At 44.8% G+C, this 19792-nt stretch carries 18 protein-coding genes and 2 tRNA genes; 2 read left to right on the top strand and 18 right to left on the bottom strand.

The features are described 5' to 3' along the window. Positions 1-19 precede the first annotated feature (19 nt). The 10 genes from cysK to spoIIE all read right to left on the bottom strand — a co-directional run bounded on the left by cysK (position 20) and on the right by spoIIE (position 12538). Positions 20-949: a cysteine synthase A gene (cysK, locus tag BK139_RS20315; RefSeq protein WP_076262417.1), complete on the bottom strand. Its 930-nt coding sequence runs from the start codon at positions 947-949 to the stop codon at positions 20-22. 195 nt (positions 950-1144) lie between these two features. Next, on the bottom strand, positions 1145-2011 hold the full coding sequence (locus BK139_RS20310; RefSeq protein ID WP_076262415.1) for a peptidyl-prolyl cis-trans isomerase: 867 nt from the start codon (positions 2009-2011) through the stop codon (positions 1145-1147). A gap of 154 nt (positions 2012-2165) precedes the next feature. Next, positions 2166-3044 (bottom strand): Hsp33 family molecular chaperone HslO, encoded by an 879-nt coding sequence (gene hslO, locus BK139_RS20305; RefSeq protein ID WP_076262413.1) that lies wholly within the window; start codon positions 3042-3044, stop codon positions 2166-2168. A gap of 52 nt (positions 3045-3096) precedes the next feature. Continuing rightward, entirely contained in the window at positions 3097-3876 is a 780-nt protein-coding gene (locus tag BK139_RS20300; protein ID WP_175609169.1) for a type III pantothenate kinase, read from the bottom strand. A gap of 154 nt (positions 3877-4030) precedes the next feature. After that, the gene (gene ftsH / locus BK139_RS20295; RefSeq protein ID WP_076262409.1) at positions 4031-6022 is read right to left on the bottom strand and encodes an ATP-dependent zinc metalloprotease FtsH; all 1992 of its coding nucleotides are present in this window, start codon (positions 6020-6022) and stop codon (positions 4031-4033) included. A 142-nt stretch (positions 6023-6164) separates the two neighbouring features. Further along, on the bottom strand, positions 6165-6710 hold the full coding sequence (hpt, locus tag BK139_RS20290; protein ID WP_175609168.1) for a hypoxanthine phosphoribosyltransferase: 546 nt from the start codon (positions 6708-6710) through the stop codon (positions 6165-6167). Between the two features lie 23 nt (positions 6711-6733). Then, on the bottom strand, positions 6734-8122 hold the full coding sequence (gene tilS / locus BK139_RS20285; protein ID WP_076262407.1) for a tRNA lysidine(34) synthetase TilS: 1389 nt from the start codon (positions 8120-8122) through the stop codon (positions 6734-6736). 161 nt (positions 8123-8283) lie between these two features. Then, positions 8284-9261, bottom strand: a complete 978-nt coding sequence (locus BK139_RS20280; RefSeq protein WP_076262405.1) for a serine/threonine protein kinase — start codon at positions 9259-9261, stop codon at positions 8284-8286. After that, on the bottom strand, positions 9230-9967 hold the full coding sequence (locus tag BK139_RS20275) for a VWA domain-containing protein (protein ID WP_061793575.1): 738 nt from the start codon (positions 9965-9967) through the stop codon (positions 9230-9232). Before BK139_RS20275 ends, BK139_RS20280 begins: the two co-directional genes overlap by 32 nt. Before the next feature lie 90 nt (positions 9968-10057). After that, positions 10058-12538, bottom strand: a complete 2481-nt coding sequence (spoIIE, locus tag BK139_RS20270; RefSeq protein WP_076262403.1) for a stage II sporulation protein E — start codon at positions 12536-12538, stop codon at positions 10058-10060. 356 nt (positions 12539-12894) lie between these two features. Between spoIIE and BK139_RS20265 the strand changes: the two genes are divergently transcribed. Both BK139_RS20265 and BK139_RS20260 read left to right on the top strand, forming a co-directional pair. Beyond that, positions 12895-12968: transfer RNA gene (locus tag BK139_RS20265), tRNA-Met, on the top strand. A 41-nt stretch (positions 12969-13009) separates the two neighbouring features. Further along, positions 13010-13081 (top strand) — tRNA-Glu (locus BK139_RS20260). Between the two features lie 125 nt (positions 13082-13206). Here BK139_RS20260 and BK139_RS20255 read toward each other — a convergent pair. The 8 genes from BK139_RS20255 to spoVT form a co-directional block, all read right to left on the bottom strand. Then, complete coding sequence (locus BK139_RS20255; RefSeq protein WP_076262401.1) at positions 13207-13662, bottom strand: S1 domain-containing RNA-binding protein; 456 nt, start codon at positions 13660-13662, stop codon at positions 13207-13209. 83 nt (positions 13663-13745) lie between these two features. Further along, on the bottom strand, positions 13746-14156 hold the full coding sequence (locus BK139_RS20250) for an FtsB family cell division protein (protein ID WP_076262399.1): 411 nt from the start codon (positions 14154-14156) through the stop codon (positions 13746-13748). A 15-nt stretch (positions 14157-14171) separates the two neighbouring features. Next, positions 14172-14804 carry a spore cortex biosynthesis protein YabQ gene (yabQ, locus tag BK139_RS20245; protein WP_076262397.1) on the bottom strand — a complete coding sequence of 211 codons (633 nt, stop codon included), beginning with the start codon at positions 14802-14804 and terminating at the stop codon, positions 14172-14174. After that, positions 14801-15103: a sporulation protein YabP gene (gene yabP / locus BK139_RS20240; protein WP_076262395.1), complete on the bottom strand. Its 303-nt coding sequence runs from the start codon at positions 15101-15103 to the stop codon at positions 14801-14803. Before yabP ends, yabQ begins: the two co-directional genes overlap by 4 nt. 254 nt (positions 15104-15357) lie before the next feature. Further along, the gene (locus BK139_RS20235) at positions 15358-15624 is read right to left on the bottom strand and encodes an RNA-binding S4 domain-containing protein (protein WP_076262393.1); all 267 of its coding nucleotides are present in this window, start codon (positions 15622-15624) and stop codon (positions 15358-15360) included. A gap of 17 nt (positions 15625-15641) precedes the next feature. Beyond that, on the bottom strand, positions 15642-17096 hold the full coding sequence (gene yabN, locus BK139_RS20230) for a bifunctional methyltransferase/pyrophosphohydrolase YabN (protein ID WP_076262391.1): 1455 nt from the start codon (positions 17094-17096) through the stop codon (positions 15642-15644). A gap of 8 nt (positions 17097-17104) precedes the next feature. Next, positions 17105-18712, bottom strand: coding sequence for a putative polysaccharide biosynthesis protein (locus tag BK139_RS20225; RefSeq protein ID WP_076262437.1), 1608 nt, complete (start codon positions 18710-18712; stop codon positions 17105-17107). 166 nt (positions 18713-18878) lie between these two features. After that, the gene (gene spoVT, locus BK139_RS20220) at positions 18879-19415 is read right to left on the bottom strand and encodes a stage V sporulation protein T (protein WP_009336655.1); all 537 of its coding nucleotides are present in this window, start codon (positions 19413-19415) and stop codon (positions 18879-18881) included. Between the last annotated feature and the right edge of the window lie 377 nt (positions 19416-19792).

Below are 19792 nucleotides of genomic sequence, written 5' to 3'. Positions count from 1 at the left end.
TAGACCGCTGTCCTATCAATTATTCAGCTTCAAATTGATATAAAGGAGTACTTAAATAACGTTCGCCGTTACTTGGGAGAATGGCCAGAACTTTTTTGCCCTTGCCAAGCTCTTTGGCAACCTTCAAGGCCGCACTGATTGCCGCACCGGAGGAAATCCCGCCCAGGATTCCTTCTTCCTTGGCCGCACGGCGGGCATAATCAAATGCCTCATCATTCGTAATTTGGATCACTTCATCATAAATCTTTGTATCCAGTGTATCCGGGACAAATCCCGCTCCAATTCCCTGGATCTTATGCGGGCCCGGCTTTCCGCCTGATAGTACAGGTGAATCAGTTGGCTCCACTGCGTAAATTTTGATGTTTTTATATTTTTCTTTAAGCACCTGACCGGCACCAGTAATGGTTCCGCCTGTTCCGATTCCGGAGATGAAAGCATCCAGCTGGTCGCCCATTTGCTCAGTGATTTCAGGTCCTGTTGTTAAACGGTGAATTTCAGGGTTCGCAGGGTTTTCAAACTGCTGAGGCACGAAATAGCCATGTTCCTTTGCCAGCTCCTGCGCCTTGCGGATTGCACCGTTCATTCCTTCCGGTCCAGGTGTGAGGACAAGGTCAGCCCCGTAAGCACGCAGCAGGTTGCGGCGCTCCATACTCATTGTCTCCGGCATCACAAGAACTGCTTTATAGCCTTTGGCTGCGGCAATCATCGCTAATCCGATTCCTGTATTTCCGCTTGTCGGTTCAATGATGGTATCACCTGGTTTAAGACTTCCATCTTTCTCTGCAGCCGTGATCATTGCCAGGGCAATACGGTCTTTTACGCTGCTCCCCGGATTCATGTATTCCAATTTCAGATAAACATCTGCGCTATTATCATCAACTAGACGGTTTAGTTTCACAATTGGCGTATGGCCAACAAGATCTGCAATTGAATTTGCTACACGTACCATTTTCCCCACTCCTTATTTCCGACTATTTTTATTGGTTTAATATAAATTTACCAATTTCCAATGGGAATGTCAATGAATTTGACTGCCATTTAAAAGAAAATTCATACTTTTGTCATTATAGATAATTACCCATCTCTATTCATGATACTCAATTTAGGCAGAAAAAAACACGGAATTCGCTCCGTGTTTTTATATTTACTGCTCACCGTAAAACCATTCTACATCCGTCTCTTTCCAAAACGGCTTGGCTGAGACAGGAACATCCATCTGCTCAAGAGCAATCTGGCGGCGAATCATGTTCTTCACCTCTTTAAAGGAATACTGCTCTCCCTTTAAATGCTCATGAAGCATGACAACAGCATAGCCATCTTCTGTTTTAACCGGTTTGGTCCATTTGCCGGGCTTCAGGTCTTTGACCTGTTCCAGGACTTCTGCCGGTACGTGCTCATCATCTTCACTGACATACCCTGCATTTCCCCCAAGGTTGGCAGTGAATTCATCAATGGATCGCTCCATCGCCAGCACAGAGAAGCTGGAGCCTTCTTCCAGCTCTTTCACGGTCTGTTCTGCTTCTTCTTTTGTTTTTACAATGATTTGAGAGATGTGATAGGTGTCAGGAACATGAAATTGGCTGCTGTTCTCTTCATAATAGCTCTTCATTTCCTCTTCTGAGACAGAGACATCAGCCGTCAGCAGCTCTTCAAGAATAAGATTGTTCTTGATTTGCCTGCGCCACTTGTCTTCACTCATCTCATCAGTGATATTGCCGCCATACATCGTCTTGACCATTTTCAGCTCAAGATCTACTGCCTTATTAGAGATTTTCACCCCGTATCTTTTCCCGGCTTCTTCAATGACCTTCTGATCGATTAATTCGCTTAAGGTGCTTTTTCCGTACTTCGTTTCCATCTCACTCATCCATTCCTGGCGAGTGATTTTTTCTCCGCCGATTTTGGCTACTGCTTCCCCGTTGCCATCGCCTTTAAAAAGCAAAAAGGTCAATGTGATAAGATTCAGCAGCACTAAACCGGCAATGATCATTAAAAGCTGTCTCTTTTCCAAGTGCTCCTCCCCCTAAGAAAAGCGCAAGCACCTGTCCCCCGACACTCGAGGGGGCAGGCACTGAAGCTGGACATTTCTCTAAGTTCAAAAAACAAAAGCGTTTGGCCCCGGCCTAAAGGGCGAACCTTAAGGAGACCGGCAAACGCTTATTTTATCACTTTACTTCGTTTTTCAATTCTTCCAGTTCTTCTTTTGTGTAATGATATTTCTCATTGCAGAAGTGACAGGATGCTTCAGCCTGTCCGTCTTCATCGATCATCTGCTGGATTTCGTCTTCACCGAGGCTGATAATCGCATTGGCAAAACGCTCTTTTGAACATGTGCAAGTGAAGGATACAGGAAGCTTCTCAAGGAACTTCACATTATCTTTGCCAAGAATCGTTTCCAAAAGCTCTTCAGGTGTTAAGCCCTGCTGAATCAATTTGGATACAGGCGGGATTTCTTTCAGTCTGTTCTCAATTAAAGTAATCGTCTCTTCATCTGTTCCCGGCATAAGCTGAAGAATGAATCCCCCTGCAGCAAGAATAGAGTTATCAGGATTAACAAGAACCCCCACTCCAACGGAAGAAGGAACCTGTTCAGAAGTAACAAAGTAATAAGTGAAATCTTCCCCAAGTTCTCCAGAAATCAGCGGAACCTGTCCTGTGAAATGTTCTCTCATGCCAATGTCCTTCACGACAGTCAGGGTTCCTTCAGTGCCGACCGCACGGCGCACGTCAAGCTTGCCCTGCTCATTAAGATCGAAGTGCGTCTGCGGGTTTGTTACATATCCGCGCACCTCTCCATTTGCATTGCTGTCTACCAGAATGGCGCCAATTGGACCGCCGCCTTCGATTTTGATCGTCAGTTTGTTATCGCCCTTCAGCATGGCACCCATCATCACGCCTGCCGTCATGGCTCTTCCTAAAGCAGCTGAAGCGGTTGGCCATGTATAATGTCTGCGCTGGCCCTCCCCAACTGTTTCGGTAGTGCGGGATGCATAGGCACGGACTTGTCCATCATATGCAAGTGCTTTTACTAAATAATCGCTCATTTTTTGCTCCTTTCCAGAGTACTGCTTTAATGGCAGCAGCTGATTAAGCTTACTATTTTTTTATGTTCTCCATATTTCGTTTATAAATAATCTGCAGGCCCTTTAAAGTTAAAAATGGATCCACAACATCGATGATATCCGACTCTTGCGCGATGAGCCCCGCAAGTCCTCCCGTGGCAATGACAGTCGGCTTTTCATCTGCCTGATCTTTCATTCTTTTAACTATACCTTCCACCTGGCCGACGTAACCATAAAGAATTCCCGCCTGCATGGCAGATACAGTATTTTTTCCGACAATATGATCAGGACGGGCAATTTCTATTCGTGGAAGCTTCGCTGCACGGGAATAAAGAGCCTCTGTTGAAATTCCGATTCCCGGGGCAATGGCGCCGCCCATATATTGTTTACTTTCATTGATATAGCAGTAGGTAGTAGCTGTTCCAAAATCGACAATGACTAACGGGCTTCCATATTCATGAATGGCAGCTATAGCATTGACGATTCGGTCTGCCCCCACTTCTCTCGGGTTATCATACTTGATGTTTAAGCCTGTCTTGATGCCAGGACCCACAACAAGAGGCTTCACATGGAAATATTTCTGGCACATTCTTTCAAGCGAAAACATGATTGGCGGCACTACTGAGGAAATGATAATGCCATCTATATCTGAAAAGGAAAGATTCTCATGCTCAAACAGAGACTTCACAATCATTCCATATTCATCTTCTGTTTTATTCCGGTTGGTTTCAATTCGCCAATGATGCTTTAATTCATCTTGGTCATAGACACCCAGAACGATATTGGTATTCCCTACGTCGAAAACAAAGATCAACATTCTCACCACTTTATGATTATTTAAAACGCTTTTTTCACTGAAAACATCATATCACAACTGCTGTTGTTTCGTGTAATCGAAAATTCCGGGCGGTCTGGGAATTGATATTTTTCGTCAAAAAAAAAGCGCCCCTGGAGGCGCTTTTCGATTATTATTTGTCTTTGCGTTCTTCGTCGATGGCAGGAGGCACATCCGCTTCTGCGGGGCTTGAGCCTTCCCTGGTTTCAGGGATTTCGCCTGTTTCAGCAGGATCCTCTTTCTTGATGCTGATGTTTACTTTCACATCTTCATCCGTTGAAATGGAAGTTGCTGGACGGTCAGGCAGTCTGCCATGGTCTGATAAGTGCTTGATTTGTTCCGCATCAAGCGTTTCAACTTCAAGCAAAGTATTGGCGATCAGATTCAGCTTATCGCGGTTTTCTGTTAAGAGCTTTCTTGCTCTTTCATAGGATTCCTTGATAATGCGCTGGATCTCAAGATCGATTTCATATGCGATTGCATCTGAATAATTCTGTTCATTATGGAAGTCACGTCCAAGGAATACCTGGCCGCCCTGAGACTGTCCAAACTGCAATGGTCCAAGCTTGTCGCTCATTCCGAATTCGGTTACCATGCGGCGGGCAATGCCTGTCGCACGCTGGAAGTCATTATGGGCACCTGTGCTTACTTCACCAAAGACGATTTCTTCAGCCACACGTCCGCCAAGCAATCCGACAATTTTGTCGAGGAGCTCAGGCTTCGTCTGGAAGTAGCGGTCTTCTTTCGGAAGCATTACTGCATATCCTCCGGCCTGGCCGCGCGGCACGATTGTAACCTTATGAACCATTTCTGCTTCATCAAGCACTAAACCGATGACTGTATGACCTGCTTCATGGAAAGCAACGATGTTTCTTTCTTTTTGGGAAATAACACGGCTCTTCTTGGCTGGTCCCGCAATCACGCGGTCTGTTGCTTCATCGATATCTTCCATATCGACTTTTTTCTTATTGCGGCGGGCAGCTACAAGCGCTGCTTCATTCAATAGATTTTCAAGGTCTGCACCCGAGAATCCAGGAGTACGCATCGCAATGCTCTTTAAGTTAACCGACTCATCTAAAGGCTTGTTGCGGGCATGCACTTTAAGCACCGCTTCACGGCCTTTAACATCCGGGCGATCAACCGTAATCTGTCTGTCAAAACGTCCCGGACGCAATAATGCCGGGTCAAGAATATCCGGACGGTTAGTGGCAGCAATGATGATAATTCCTTCATTTGCTCCAAATCCATCCATTTCAACAAGAAGCTGGTTTAGGGTCTGCTCGCGTTCATCATGTCCGCCCCCAAGGCCGGCACCACGCTGACGCCCTACAGCATCAATTTCATCGATAAAAATAATACATGGTGCGTTCTTTTTCGCATTTTCGAATAAGTCGCGGACACGGGAAGCACCCACACCGACGAACATTTCAACGAAGTCAGAACCGCTTATAGAGAAGAACGGAACGCCCGCTTCACCGGCAGCTGCCCGTGCAAGCAAGGTTTTACCTGTTCCCGGAGGTCCCACAAGAAGAACCCCTTTGGGAATTCTGGCTCCCAATTCAGCAAACTTGCGCGGGTCTTTAAGGAATTCAACGACCTCAACAAGCTCCTGCTTTTCTTCATCGGCGCCTGCAACATCTTTAAAGCGCACTTTCTTTTTGCTTTCATCATACAGCTTGGCTTTGCTTTTGCCGAAGTTCATCACACGGCTGCCTCCGCCCTGCGCCTGGTTCAGCAGGAAGAAGAATAGTATGAAGATGATGATGAAAGGAATGATTGACGTAAAGAATGTAACCCAGCCGCTTGTTTCTTTAGCCGGCATAACATCGACATCCGATGTCTGGGCTAATTGATCCACACGGTCAAGGATATTATCATTGTTCATGATATAAGTCAGGAAGTATTTGCCTTCCTCATATCCCTCAAGCTGACCCCGTACTTCAAAAACACCTCTCTCAGGCTGAAGGGAAATAGACGTGATATCGCCGCTTTCCAAGTGATCAACAAATTTATTATAAGAGATGTGCTCCGTTGGTTCATTGTTGCCGTTAAAGAAGCTGACAACTCCAATAATGACTAAAAATATTAATAAATAAAAGATGGTATTCCGGAAGATCCGATTCATCCCTTACCTCCTCCCACGGTAAACAAACTATAGTGTATAGTATCATAGAAAATTGTGCCAATACAAGGAATTAGACTTCTTAAAACCGGGTGATTCTTGTTTCAGTAAAGGGCTTTAATCCAAGATCATACTTAGGATTTCCTTAATCGTTATTGCTGTATACTTCCGGCTTAAGCACTCCAATATATGGAAGGTTGCGGTACTTTTCCGCATAATCAAGGCCATAGCCGACTACGAACTCATCAGGAACTATAAATCCTACATAATCAGCTTTGATATCAGCCTTTCTTCCAGTTGGCTTGTCAAGCAGTGTTACAATCTTAATGCTTTTCGCTTTTCTGTAGCGGAAAAGCTCAACCAGGTAGCTGAGTGTCAAACCGCTGTCAATGATATCTTCAATGATCAGAATATCTCTGCCTTCAACAGAAGTATCAAGGTCTTTCAGAATTTTTACTTCTCCTGAAGATACCATGGAATTTCCATAGCTCGATACATCCATGAAATCCATCTCAAGATATGTATCCACACGCTTTAAAAGGTCGCTCATGAAAGGCATTGCCCCTTTTAAAACTCCAATGGCAAGCGGGAATCGGTCCTGGTATTCTTCAGTAAGTTCGGCAGCAAGGGATTTAATCTTATCCTGCAGCTCCTCTTCTGAAATCAGTACTTTTTCAATGTCATTTTTCATCATTTAATGTGCCCCCTAGAAGATCATTGCTTTATGTATTTTAAAATAATATAGCTGGTGCAGGATTGCTGCTGCCTATCATCATGCGATTTCTTCAAACCAGGCACCCATAGGATCCTGCCTTGTGCATCTGTCACGATTGGCCAGGTTTTCCGATCATGCAGCGGAATTTTATGATCGATGAAAATGTCCTTAATCTTCCGCGACCCCTGCATTCCTTTAAGCGTCATGCGGTCTCCCTTTTCTCTTGTCCTGATAATGATTGGAAAAGAAACACTCTCCCTGTCTATTGCCAGGGTATCATTATTTAGAATTCCATCAGGACAGTCAGCATATTCAAGGATAATCGATCCGCCGTTTGGGAGTTTAATGCTTGCAGGTTTGAAGATTTCATATCGATAGGATTGTACAGGTTCCTTCGGGAATAAAAAGTGGCATTGCCGGTAGGAGCGTACAATATGTAAACCGCCTGGAAAATCTAAATTTCCCGATGGATGAGGACTTTTCATTAAGGAAAAAATACTCTCTATATGAGATGCCGATAACGATGCCGGCCTTTCCTTATAAAGATAGTTTAATATTAGTTGAATCCCTCTTCTTTGTAAAGGCATTGGCATTGCCTCAAAAGCATCGATATCCACACTAATTTCCTCATTGGCATTCTTTTTCATTACTGTATTCATTTTATGGACGGTTAATTCCTGCAGATATGCTTCATCACTTTGCAAATCTTCACTAAATCTTTGAAAATGCTCATGCACCTGAGGGTTTTCTTTTCTCAGGAATGGGAGCACTTCCTGCCTGAAACGGTTGCGGCTGTATATGCCTTTTTCATTGCTTGGATCCCGCCTGGGGTTCAGGCATTCTTTCAGGCAGAAGCTTTCGATTTCAGCTCTATTCAAGCACAGGAAAGGGCGGATGATCGTATAATCGCCAAATGGACGCTTGAAGGGGATCCCTGCTCTTGCGCTGCCGGCGCTTCCCCTTGTGAGACGCATTAAGATGGTTTCAACCTGATCGTCGCCATGATGTCCAAGCGCTATATAGTCTGCCCCATATTTCTCGGCTGTTCTTTGAAAGAAGCTGTAGCGGCAATCCCTGGCAGCGGTCTGTGAACTCTTCCCGGACTTCTCCATATACTCAGGCACATTCACTCTTTCCATTTCAAACGGAATGGCTTTGTCCCTGCAGTAATCCTTCACAAACATGGCGTCCTGAAGGGATTCTTCGCCTCTGAACATATGATCGACATGTGCGGCAATTACTTCTGTCTGATAATGCCGCTGCCTGCTCCAAAAATAATGGAGCAGGGCGATGGAATCCGGCCCTCCTGATACACCGATTACTATTTTTTTGTTTTTTAAATCTAATCCCTTTTTCTTAAGGAAAGCACTCACTTTCTCTTCGAGCATAGGCTTCTTCCTTATCCAAATTAAATATATTTACTACTACCCCTGCAAAGGGCAGCATAATCCTTCCTATAGAAAAGCATATCATTATTAAAGGGTAAATATCAAAAGGGATTAAGCTTATAATACGGATCAACGAAAAGAAAGTTTCATTTATTTCATTTTCAAAGCAGCTGCCCATAAATATATAAGAAATATAGCAGGCTTACAATAAGGGTAATCAGCAGGGTTTCAAAGAAGCTCCCTTTCTTTTTTTTCTGCCTTTGTCTGTGCCTGCTGGCAGGCTGAGGGCTGGCGGTTTGTCCGGAATTCCTGCTTACCGTCGTCCTTTGCGCCGGATTTGCACGTGTGAGCTGGAGCATATCGTTTCTCATTTCACCGGCTGAGCTATAATGGCCCTGCAATGCATTCAGAATAACATCCTCGTATTTAAGCAGTTCTTTCTTTTGGCGGATCATCATTTTTAGCTGTTTAAGGTCACCTGTTGTCTTGGCAAACCTTTTTGGATAGGCCGTATTGATTAAAATCATAGCTGCAGCAAAGAGATCATAGGCTGGATCAGCCTTTCTGGTGCCGAGCCCCCAATAGCCGCGATCATAAAACTCGGTAAATTCCTTTATTGCCCTGCCCTGAATGGTGGTGCCGCCCACATCAATGGTGCGTATTTTCGATGGAGGGCCTGTTACAATCAAATTATCCGGCTTTAAATCACCGAACACCCAGCCCGCTTTATGCAATGCATCCAGATCATTCAGGAGCTGTACAATTAATACACCAGTCCAGGATGGCCCCTTCTGCTGTATGAATGTCAGCAAATCAGGACCCTGTATATATTCCATTACATAGAATGAAACCTTACCGCTCCTTCGTTCCCAATCATCGACATCAAGCAAAGAAGGCCCGAGGGCAGAGCCTTGGACCTTTGCAAAGGATTTAAGGACGTTCACCTCGGACGTGATGGACATCCCGTTATCACTCATTTTCAAAGCAACCTGCTGATTTTGGTTTTTGGCGAGATACACAATCCCATTAGCACCATACCCCAATTCTTTAATAATGGTATATCGGCTGCGGTGCCACTTTCCTTCAATCACAGTACCAGGGCTTACTTTACACTGACTCTTCAAAGAATGATTCATCATCACGGGAAAGCAGACTCCTTAATGAACGTTTTTTCTTGAAATGGTTTAGTGCCTCATGAATGGCCGGGCCTGTTGGCGTAATTCCGCCTGTTGTCAATTTCGAGAATATGCTGGTGAGCGATTCAAGATTCGGTGTCCAATCCAGCAATTTTTCGACATCTTTCTTTTTCCCGGGAAATACGAATACAGAAAATCGGTTATCACCAGAGCGGGCATTAAGGCTTAAGGACAGATCCAGCAGGGCTTCCTTAACGGTCGGGAGCTTATGTTTCATGCTTGCACTGGTATCCACGAGGACCAGCACTTCAAGCTCGACCGTCTCACCCAATTCATCTACGACCTCCATCACTTCGCCGCGCTGATCAGGCGGGAGGTCCTCCATCGTTTTCGAACCGCCCAGAATCTGCTGGAGCTCTTTGTTCACCACTCCCTGAAGGGTCTGAGTCATGGCTTTTCTTGTCACCATCTGTACCGTCTGGGAAAGCTGCTGAGAGTAGACTACCTGACTGACTCCGCCTCCTGACATGGCGATTCCTTCAATTTCGTTCATTCCCTGTTCATCAATGACATCCTGCTCCATGACTCCGATTACATTCACGGTTATTCCCTGCTCCTTGGCGAGTGCCGCCATGGCAATGGGATCTTCACCCTGATTTGAACAGCCATCCGTTATCAGTAAAATCTGCTTCAGTGTTCCTGTTTTCATTTGAAACTCCCCTCCACATATGAGTTGTTAGCATTTTCGACTGTTTGGAGAGGAAATATACATATAAACGCATCATGATGAGCAAATTAATCAGTTGGCTTTTTGGCGGATGGCATGCACAGGGATGCTTGTCCATTTCGGTGTATTGTGCTTAACCTTGGAGACCACAACCGTCATATCATCCTCTATATTTCCGGACCTTGACCTGATCACCTCTTCCATAATGAGATCGGCCACTTCCTGAGGATCGTCCGTCTTCAGCTCGGATATTTTGCGCTTCATCCACAAATCAAAGTTCTCCACATGCTTCGGCCCTTCAAACACGCCATCACTCATCATGATCAATAAATCACCGGCTTTAAGCTGCTCACTGACCACATCGACATCAAATTCTTGAATGATGCCCATCGGGAGGTTGCTTGCCTGAATTTTCATTACCTTAGGACCTCTTTTTACGAAGCTTGGAGTTGATCCAATTTTCAAAAATTTTGCGTCGGCATTCTGCAGATCAATCATGGCCAGATCCAATGTGGAGAAAATTTCGTCTGTGGTCCGTAAAGAAAGAACGGAATTGACGGATTTAATCGCAACCTGCTCTTCAATGCCCGATTGAAGAATTTTTTGCAGAAGCTGAAGTGTTTCCTGGCTTTCTGCGTGGGCCCTTTCCCCGTTGCCCATTCCATCACTGATGGCAATCGCATACTTTCCGCAGCCCAGCTCGATGGTGGAATAACTGTCCCCAGACACTAAGCCCCCGTCCTTCGCTGCATGTGCAACACCTGTTTCAACCACGAAAGCCTTGGCTGACCGGAAAGTTACATGGCAGTATCCATTCGGAAACGCGGCACATTCCTCTGAATTTACTAATATCGTTTCTCCCAAAATATCAGATAGCATCGGTGCAATGAGCTTTTCACATTCCCCATGTCCCTGGCAGTATGGGATGGTCATATCAATGTCGACATTTCCCTGCTCCAGGCTGTAGATTTCCACCTGCTCGATATGAATGCCAAACTCCTGAAGCGCTTCAAGGATCTGTTCTTCCTGTTTATGATGATTTTCCCGCTCTCTCTGAATTTCCTTGGCAAAGTCACCCATCACCTCCGAAACACCCTTAAGCTGGTCGGCTACCAGCCTCCTGCTTTCCTGAACCTGTTTCTTCAGTTTTTGGTTCGCTTTATAATAAGTCAGCTCCTGCTGAACGGCTTCTGTCACTTTTTTCGATCTTGTGCAGTACTTTTCCCAATCCCTCGCAAGCTTTGGAGAAAGGGCACCTTCGTTATTGTCCACATCATGCATAATATCCATCATATAGTCATAGGTTGTATTAAAGTTCTTTGACCAGCAGTGATCCTTCTTAAAGCAGGTCTGACAGGTTTTTTCCGTTACATTGCTTAAGAAATAATCCACTTCCCTGTCACTGTCTTCTTCCCATTGGGACGGTTCATCATGGGAGGAAAAGCTTTTGGAAAGAGCCTGAAAGACGCTCGAAAACTGGGCAACGCGCTGTGCCGTCACATCACGCATTTTTCTCATATATTGCTGTTGCTCAGCGGCATATTCAGGCGTTCCCGGGACTTGCTTAGCCAATTTCATTGTAAGTGCCTGCGGTGTCAGTAAAAATAAGAGAATGGCCGCACCTGTTTCTGACAGAGTTTTCATGAGGTTTCCGCTGCCCTCTCCATACATGCCCATCAGGAGTGTCGCAACCAGCAGGCCGAATGCCACTCCAACCTTCCTGCCTTCTTTCAAAAGGCCTCCTAAAAGGCCCGCAAAAGCAAGCAGACTCATATGATAAAAGCTCGATATATTCGCAAGGGAGAAGATCAGGCCGGTTACCACCCCTACTGTAGAACCGACTGTAGCTCCTGCCACAAAGGCGAAGAGCAGGACAAGGTAGCGTGACATAATATGCTCGACCGAAAGATCATAGACCGTCCAGCCGATGGTTCCCGTCATGACAGAAGCCAGCATAATGATCAGGCAGACGATTTCTTCGGTTTTCAGTGATTGTCTGCGTTTATTTATAGAAAGCAGCGGCAGTCCCTGCAGAAAAATAAGTGTCAGGATGAAGCCAAGGCTCGACTCGACTCCGGCCATCATGCCATCATATAAAGTCAGCTGCCCCTTCATAATGAAGGCCTCCAGGAGCTTGCCTGCCAGGAGAGTGAAAAATACATAAAAAGGCAGTGCCCTGATTTCATTAGACAGCCATTTCTTTGAGACCCGGAAAGCGAATAAAAAGATAAAGGTGATTCCAAAAGCGGATACCGCATTGGATATGGATAATGTGGCGGCTCCTGCCATTAATCCCACCAGTGCCAGGGGCGCCTTATCTCTTCGTATGAAATAAACCGCTGCAAAAAACGGAAGGCTAAATGGGGTAAGCTTCGCCAATATCAAGGCTCTTCCAAGCAAAAAGCCAATGATCAGCAGAACATAGCCTTTTTTCAGAAAGAAATTCTCCAGCCCTGATTGGAGCTTTTTTAAGCCTTTGGCAATATCCAGTTTCGGTTTGTTGAAGGGCACTTCCCCGATCGGCTCCATTACATTCCTTTCTACCTTTTCCATTAAACTACACTCCCCATATTTTTATCGTTGCTGACAATTATAAAATCAAGCGCTCCAGAAGTTTGTCAAAATAGCGGACAAGCCCCGGCTTTTCGTTCGACGGTTTTCCACTATATATGGGGATAGATAACAAGATTTAAAATGGAGCTTCCTGAGGTTCAGCTTAGTTCTGACAAAAAAAGTAAACAAACCGTTGGAATGACAGCTTTCTGCGAAAAGCGAAGCATGGAAGAAATTGACGAAGAGGCAAGTGAGAGTTACGACATATTTCTTTTAATATCTTATTGACTTCCTTTTTAAAAATTTGTATTATAAATCTTGTGCTTCAGAGCACATCTAGTAATCTATTGAAATTTGGCGGTGTAGCTCAGCTGGCTAGAGCGTACGGTTCATACCCGTGAGGTCGGGGGTTCGATCCCCTCCGCCGCTATCAGAGAAATGCGGAAGCGCCTTGCCTAAATTTATTATCCCGGCCCGTTGGTCAAGCGGTTAAGACACCGCCCTTTCACGGCGGTAACACGGGTTCGAATCCCGTACGGGTCATTTCAAAAGAGCGTCAGCCTTAGGCTGGCGTTTTTTTGATGGCTGAATTTGCGTTAAACAGCATAAAAAAACAAGCCCAACCGGACTTGTTTTTCATCCTGCTATATAGATCGATCAGCAGCAAGTTAGCCTCGCTTAGCTCCTCTTCCTCCGCGCTTGGATTCAGTATGGCGTTTTAGCGATGACAGACGATCTTCGCTGTCCTTCAGGAAACGGGCCATTTTGGCTTCAAAGTTTTCTTTAGGGCGATGGTCGTTTGGTCGATTATGGCGAGGGCGGCCAGAATTGGAATTCGGTCTGAATTCTTTTCTGTCTCCTCTTTCAGGTCTTTCAGAACGCTCAGGCCGGTCTTTTGCCTTTTTGATGGATAATCCAATCTTGCCGTCCTTTTCGACATTAATGACTTTCACTTCAACCATGTCACCCACTTTTAGGTGCTCATTAATATCTTTTACATACTTGTCAGCGACTTCACTTATGTGCACCAGACCGGTTGAGCCTTCCGGCAGCTCCACAAATGCTCCGAAATTTGTAATGCCTGTGACCTTTCCTGTTAACTTGCTGCCTGCTTCGATTGACATTAAAAAAACTGCCTCCTTGAAAGATTTAAAGTGAAACTTTTTATATATTATACAGAAACCAAAAAAAAAGTGTCAATATAGCGTCAGTCGGCCTTTTTTTCTTTCTTTTTTTCTTTTTCTGTCTCTTCTTCAGGGAGGTTGAAAATGATTTCGTTATTGTCAGATAGGAAATAATCTTTGCGGGCAAGCTTCGCGATATACTCATCATCATTCAGCTTAACAATTTCTTCCTCGAGCATAACTTCTTTTTTCTTCAGGTCAGAAAGCTCCTGATCCAGCCTGGTTTTCTCTTCCACTTTTTCTTCCAGAGCAGCAGACTGCGAAACGAGTGTTGTGATCATAAAGAATGAAACGACGGCTGCCAGTGTGAAAAATGCTGCTAATCTGCGAAATAATAGCTTTTTCTTCCGGCCGGCACTGATCTCTGCTGCTTCCTGCTGTTTGACATAGCTTGTTTCCATTTTGGCTACATTTTTCTTCTTGGTGACACTCATTTCCGCACTCCCTCCTTACTCTTTAGGTTTTTTCCACTTAGCTGTCCATTTTAAAACATAATTCTTTATCCGCTGTAAATATCCTGCCAATTTATTATATAACTTCTCGACTGTTTTTTTAATCTTTTTCGGCAAAAGTTTCCACAAAAGTGACAAAATCCATTTGACAGGCAGAAATACGATCTTCAATGTGAACCAAAAGACTCGAAGAATGACTTTTAAAAGGGAATAAAGTCCTTTTCCAAGCATGACAGCAATCGCAATTAACGCCATAATCAGACCCTGGATGGGTTTATAGACGAGCAAAGTTAAGGTCTTCACGAAAAAGCGGTATATGGAGATCGCCATTCGGATGGATATCTCCAATACCCGCAGATACATTTTCTTAAATAAACTTTGATAAGCGGCAAACCCGCACAGCAAAGCAATGAAAATATAAAACCTCAGTTCACCCTTATTCACCAGGAATAAAATATAGAAGATTGCCAGACCCTGTACGATCCAAAAAAGAATATCATTAATGAAAACAAGCCAGCTTTTCCGCTTCGTCCTTTGCAGGAAACGATTATACGTATCAAGGGCAGCCCCAAATACACTTCCCATGCCAATCATCGCCAGCATGGTCACAAATTGAGTGGTCAGTGTCATCGGAACAACTTGCTAAAGAAACCTTTAGCTTTATCTCCATTCTGATCATCAATATAAACAAGGTCAAATACCTTCCCTTTGATGGAAACAATTCCCTTATCCACATCCAGATTCTTCATCTGCAGATTCTGCCCTCTAATCGCAAGGAACCCCATCACCGTCTCCAGCAAAAACTCTTCATTATCAAAGCTTTCCACCTGTTTAACACCCGTAATATCAATCAGCCTTCTGCCTCTCATAATAACATCATGTTCCTGAGCATTGGTTTTGTTTGAATTTGACTCATAATATTGACTCATTATTCATCCCCCGCAATCACATAGTACAACCTTTTTGTACATGTTTATGAATGGGGGGATTAAAATAGAACAAGCCATCAAGAAAAGCGCAAGGCGCCCGCCTTTCGGCGACAAGCATAAGACGAGCCGGCTGAAAGGTTGTTCTTTAACCTTTTAGACGGATACCTCGAGACGATGGCGCCTGGAGCTAGACAGTTATCGAAGTTCAATGATATAGATTCTGATAATATAAAAAAAGCGGGAGTTCATAAGCCTTATGCTTCTGATTCCACTTTTTCTTCCTTTACAATCGAGTACATGCCGGCTGCTTCTTCCTTGCGGGTCGTTTCCTGCAGGCGTTCCACCTTGACCGTTACCAGCTTCTGGCCGAAGCGGACTTGAAGTTCATCTCCCACTTTAACCGTGGAGCTTGCTTTTGCCTGCTGTCCGTTTATCGTGATCCTTCCCTGATCGGAGACCTCTTTTGCCAATGTTCTTCTTTTGATAAGTCTTGATACTTTTAAAAATTTATCTAATCTCATGTAACGCCACTCCTCTATTAATAGCCTTTTGATTTTGCCTCATTCCAGAATTCATCGAGCTGTTCGAGCGTAAAGTCTTCAAATTTTCTGCCGCTCATCATTACCCGTTCTTCCAAATACTTAAAACGGCGGATGAATTTTTCATTTGTTTTTCTCACAGCTTCTTCGGCATCGATTTTATAAAAACGTGCAATATTCACAAGAGCGAACAGGATATCGCCAAATTCCGGCTCCATCTCCGGGCTGAAGTCCGCGGCTTCCTTCTCGAATTCGGCAATCTCTTCTTTTACCTTCTCCCAGGCAGGCTCAACTTCCTTCCAGTCAAAGCCGACTTTTGCTGCTTTCTTCTGAATTTCAGCTGCTCTCATTAAGTTCGGGAATGATTTCGGGACAGAATCCATCTTGGATTCCTGTTTTTCACCCTTTTCTTCCTGCTTAATGCTCTGCCAATTTTTCAGGACATCTTCTTCATTTTCTGCCTGCACATCTCCAAAGACATGGGGATGACGGCGGACCATTTTTTCGGAAAGGCCTTCAATCACATCATCGATGGCAAAATAGCCTTCATCCTCGCCGATTTGAGCATGAAGCAGCACCTGGAGAAGGACATCGCCCAGTTCTTCCGTCATATGCTCGCTATCTTCATTATCAATCGCTTCAATCAGCTCATAGGCTTCTTCGATTAAATATTTCTTTAATGATTCATGGGTTTGCTTTTTATCCCATGGGCAGCCGTTTGGTCCGCGCAATTCAGCGATAATGCTGCGCAGTTTAGAAAAGTCTTTATAGAGGACAGCCTCATCTTTTACAGGGGGCACATAAACGGAAGTTAAATTATTCAGCTCCATATTATGATCCATTTCATGCAGCTGCACCTTTTTGATCACTTCTTCGCTGCTTCCAGCAGCTGTTACAATATAAACCTCGTAATCGTAAGGGAGCTTTTCCATCAATGTCAGCTTGACGTCACTCGCAATAAACTGGTCATACACCTGTCCAATGATGACGTGCTGTGCGACCTGAATCTCATCCCTTTTCAGATCGGTTCCATCGAGAAGCTGAAAACCTTCGATGGGATCGATCTTCAAAGCCTGAAATAGTGGATCCAGGAAGCTTTGTCCTCCTCCAATGATAATCTCAATGCCTCTCTGCGGCGCACGCTCTATGAGAAGCTGCACCGTACGCTCCGCAACAAGCGGATGCCCTGGAACTCCATATGTAATCTCTTTGGCAAGAGCTTCATTCAGGAGAAATTCACAAATCTCCTCATATACTTCTTCAAACTGCTCATGCTTTTCGTAGATATGATCAAAAGACTGATACGTCAGCCCTTCTTGTTCGAGATCACGCAGAACCGGATGCTCTCTAGTCCGCAGGTAAAGAGCCCCTGTATTTGTAAGCTGTCGATATACGCCAAAAGGAAGCTGATCCAGATCTCCTGCTCCAAGTCCGAGAATGGTTATTTTTTTCATAAAGCGATTCATCTCCTAGTCTTTTTGGGAAGCAAGAACATAAGTTTGCTTCCAAGCGGCAGCAAAGCAAGCTCTTCCTCTTTAAAAGTATTGCCTTTAAACATGATATACAAATACGTAAAGCCTCCGAGCGCTACACCGCTCAATGCCTGGAATCCGGAAAACATTCTGCCCGGTTCCGGGATGGGCAGCAGTGCTGTGGCGTGCAGGTACAGCTGCAGAACAACTGACATCATAAATGCTGCGAATCCAGCCGCAAATAGAAAGCGCAGTGAAATCAATGAAATTTTCAAGTATACCTGAAGCTTTGCTATAAGAAGCATGAGGACGGCCGTAAGAGCTATGCATGAGGCCACGGCTGCACCGATTGTGCCGTATGATGGCACCAATAGCGTATTCAGGACGAGTTTTGCCGCAAATCCAAGCAGAATGGCTCCTGCCGGGAAAAAGATGAACCCAAGTCCCTGTAAAATGCTGGTAATGGTGATGATCAGGCTGCTCAGCAAAATCAGCAGACTGAGAATCGCCAGGACATCCGATCCTGATGAGTTTTCAAACAGCATAATATTTGCAGGCTTTATGATATTCCAGAGCCCAACGGTTGCGGCAGCTCCAACCAGAATGCCGATTTGAAGGGCAAGTCTGATTTTACTATAAAGGAATGCGGGCTGATTTCTCATTTTTTCTTTGGAAATGAGCGGCACCAGCGACAGGGACATGGATGTTGCCACAACAATGCCCAGCTGGACAATAGGCTGTCCGCGGTCATACACGCCTTTTAGCGCCTTGGCCTCCTCCCCTTCAATTCCGGATGCCAAGAGGAGCGAGTATAAATTAAAAGAATCTGCCAGCTGAATGAAAATAAGCACCAGACTGCTGATGCAGATAGCAAATCCCTGTATGATAATCGTTTTGGCCAGCTTGCCGCCTTGTTTAAAATCAATTGAAATGGCGGACGGCAGGCTATTTCTTTTTTTAATATAAAAAAAGGTAATCAAAATCAGGACGGCGATGACTCCCCCGGTAACAGCCCCGAACATGGCCCCGCCTCCCACCATGTAGAGGGAATTTCCTCCCTTAACCAGCAGATAAGCGGCAAGCAGGATCGTAACAACCCTGACAAGCTGTTCTCCTACCTGGGAAACTGCGGTTGGAACCATGTCCCCTTTCCCTTGAAAATATCCCCGGAAAAGAGACAGGACCGGAAAAATAAGAAACACAGCTGCTACCACTCTGAGCAGAATTGCCAGCTGCGGATCGCCCATCCTGACTGCCAGCCAGTCCGAACCCCAGTACAGGGTGGAAAACCCGATAAAACCTATTATGAATAGAACAAAGGCAGATACAGCAAATAAATTTTGAATATCCTGCTCTTTCTTTAAAGCAGCCTGTTCGGCATAAAGTTTAGAAATAATGACCGGAAACCCGTATGTAGATAACACAATGATGATTCCATAGAACGGATAAACCTGCTGATATATATAAAACCCCACATCCCCGACAATATTCTGAAAGGGGACCCGGTAAATTGCGCTTAAAATTTTTGTGATCAGGGCAGCGACCGTCAGGATAAACGCACCTCTAAACAAATCGCCGGATGTCTGAACGGGCCTCAGGTTGCCCATCTCCTTCCAATTGAATTCGAAAGTATTATAGCATATTGGGGCTTTGTGCGGGATTTTTCGGTTGTGCGCGGATGCTTCTTTGCGCACTGTGACACTGAGTTTACACGCCAAAGAAAAAAGGCAGCATTCCGCTACCCCTTTCATTAAGTATTCATTTTTATGATTCCATTTGTCTGGCCAGGAAGCCGGCTGCTGTTTCAACTGCTTTTTGTTCCACGTCGCCAAGTGAATCCTCTTTTGCAAAAATGATAACTGCACCAATTGGGTCGCCGTTTGCAATGATAGGGCCAATTGTATAAGCAGAGGAAGATTCAGTGTTCCCGTCCACCAGCGAAATATCGCCTGACTGGTTTACCAGAACTGAACTGCGTTCTTCCATTGTTTTTTCAACAAGATCGCTTATATTCTTGTTTAAATAGTCCTTTTTTGAACCGCCTGCAACAGCAATGTAAGTATCTCTGTCACAGATTAACACTGGATTTCCCAGGCTGTCATATAATGCTTCTGCATATTCTTTTGCAAAATCGCTCAGTTCACTGATTGGTGAATATTTCTTTAAGATGACTTCTCCATCACGATCTACGAAAATCTCCAGCGGGTCCCCCTCACGAATACGCAATGTTCTGCGGATTTCTTTAGGAATGACTACACGACCCAAATCATCGATACGACGAACTATACCTGTTGCTTTCATCCAACGTTGCCTCACTTTCATCTGATGATTTTTAGAAAAGCGGAAGTGCCCATCAAGATGTATGAACATCTGCTAAAAACCGCCACGTCCTGTGGCGAACGCAGATGCCAGCACATCCTGTGCCAGTCCGACAAGCATAAGACGAATCATGCAGGAAACCTCCCAAAGCTCGCTTTGGTCGGGCGATGTATCGCTGCCGAAGCTTTCCTTGTCCTGATTTCTGGAGTGATTTGGCTTATGACTCGAGGGGCTAGGCGCTGGAGCTAGACATCTCTCTTCAGCGCCAGCACTTACTCTTTCCTCTTCTGGCTATGATCCATAATTGGGAGAAAATGAATGCATCGCCATGTTTGAACTTAGTATCTTTCATATGGAAA

It is taken from the genome of Paenibacillus sp. FSL R5-0490 (assembly GCF_001956215.1).
Taxonomy (GTDB): Bacteria; Bacillota; Bacilli; order Bacillales; family Cytobacillaceae; genus Cytobacillus.
This window is presented reverse-complemented; position numbering and strand designations above follow the sequence as displayed.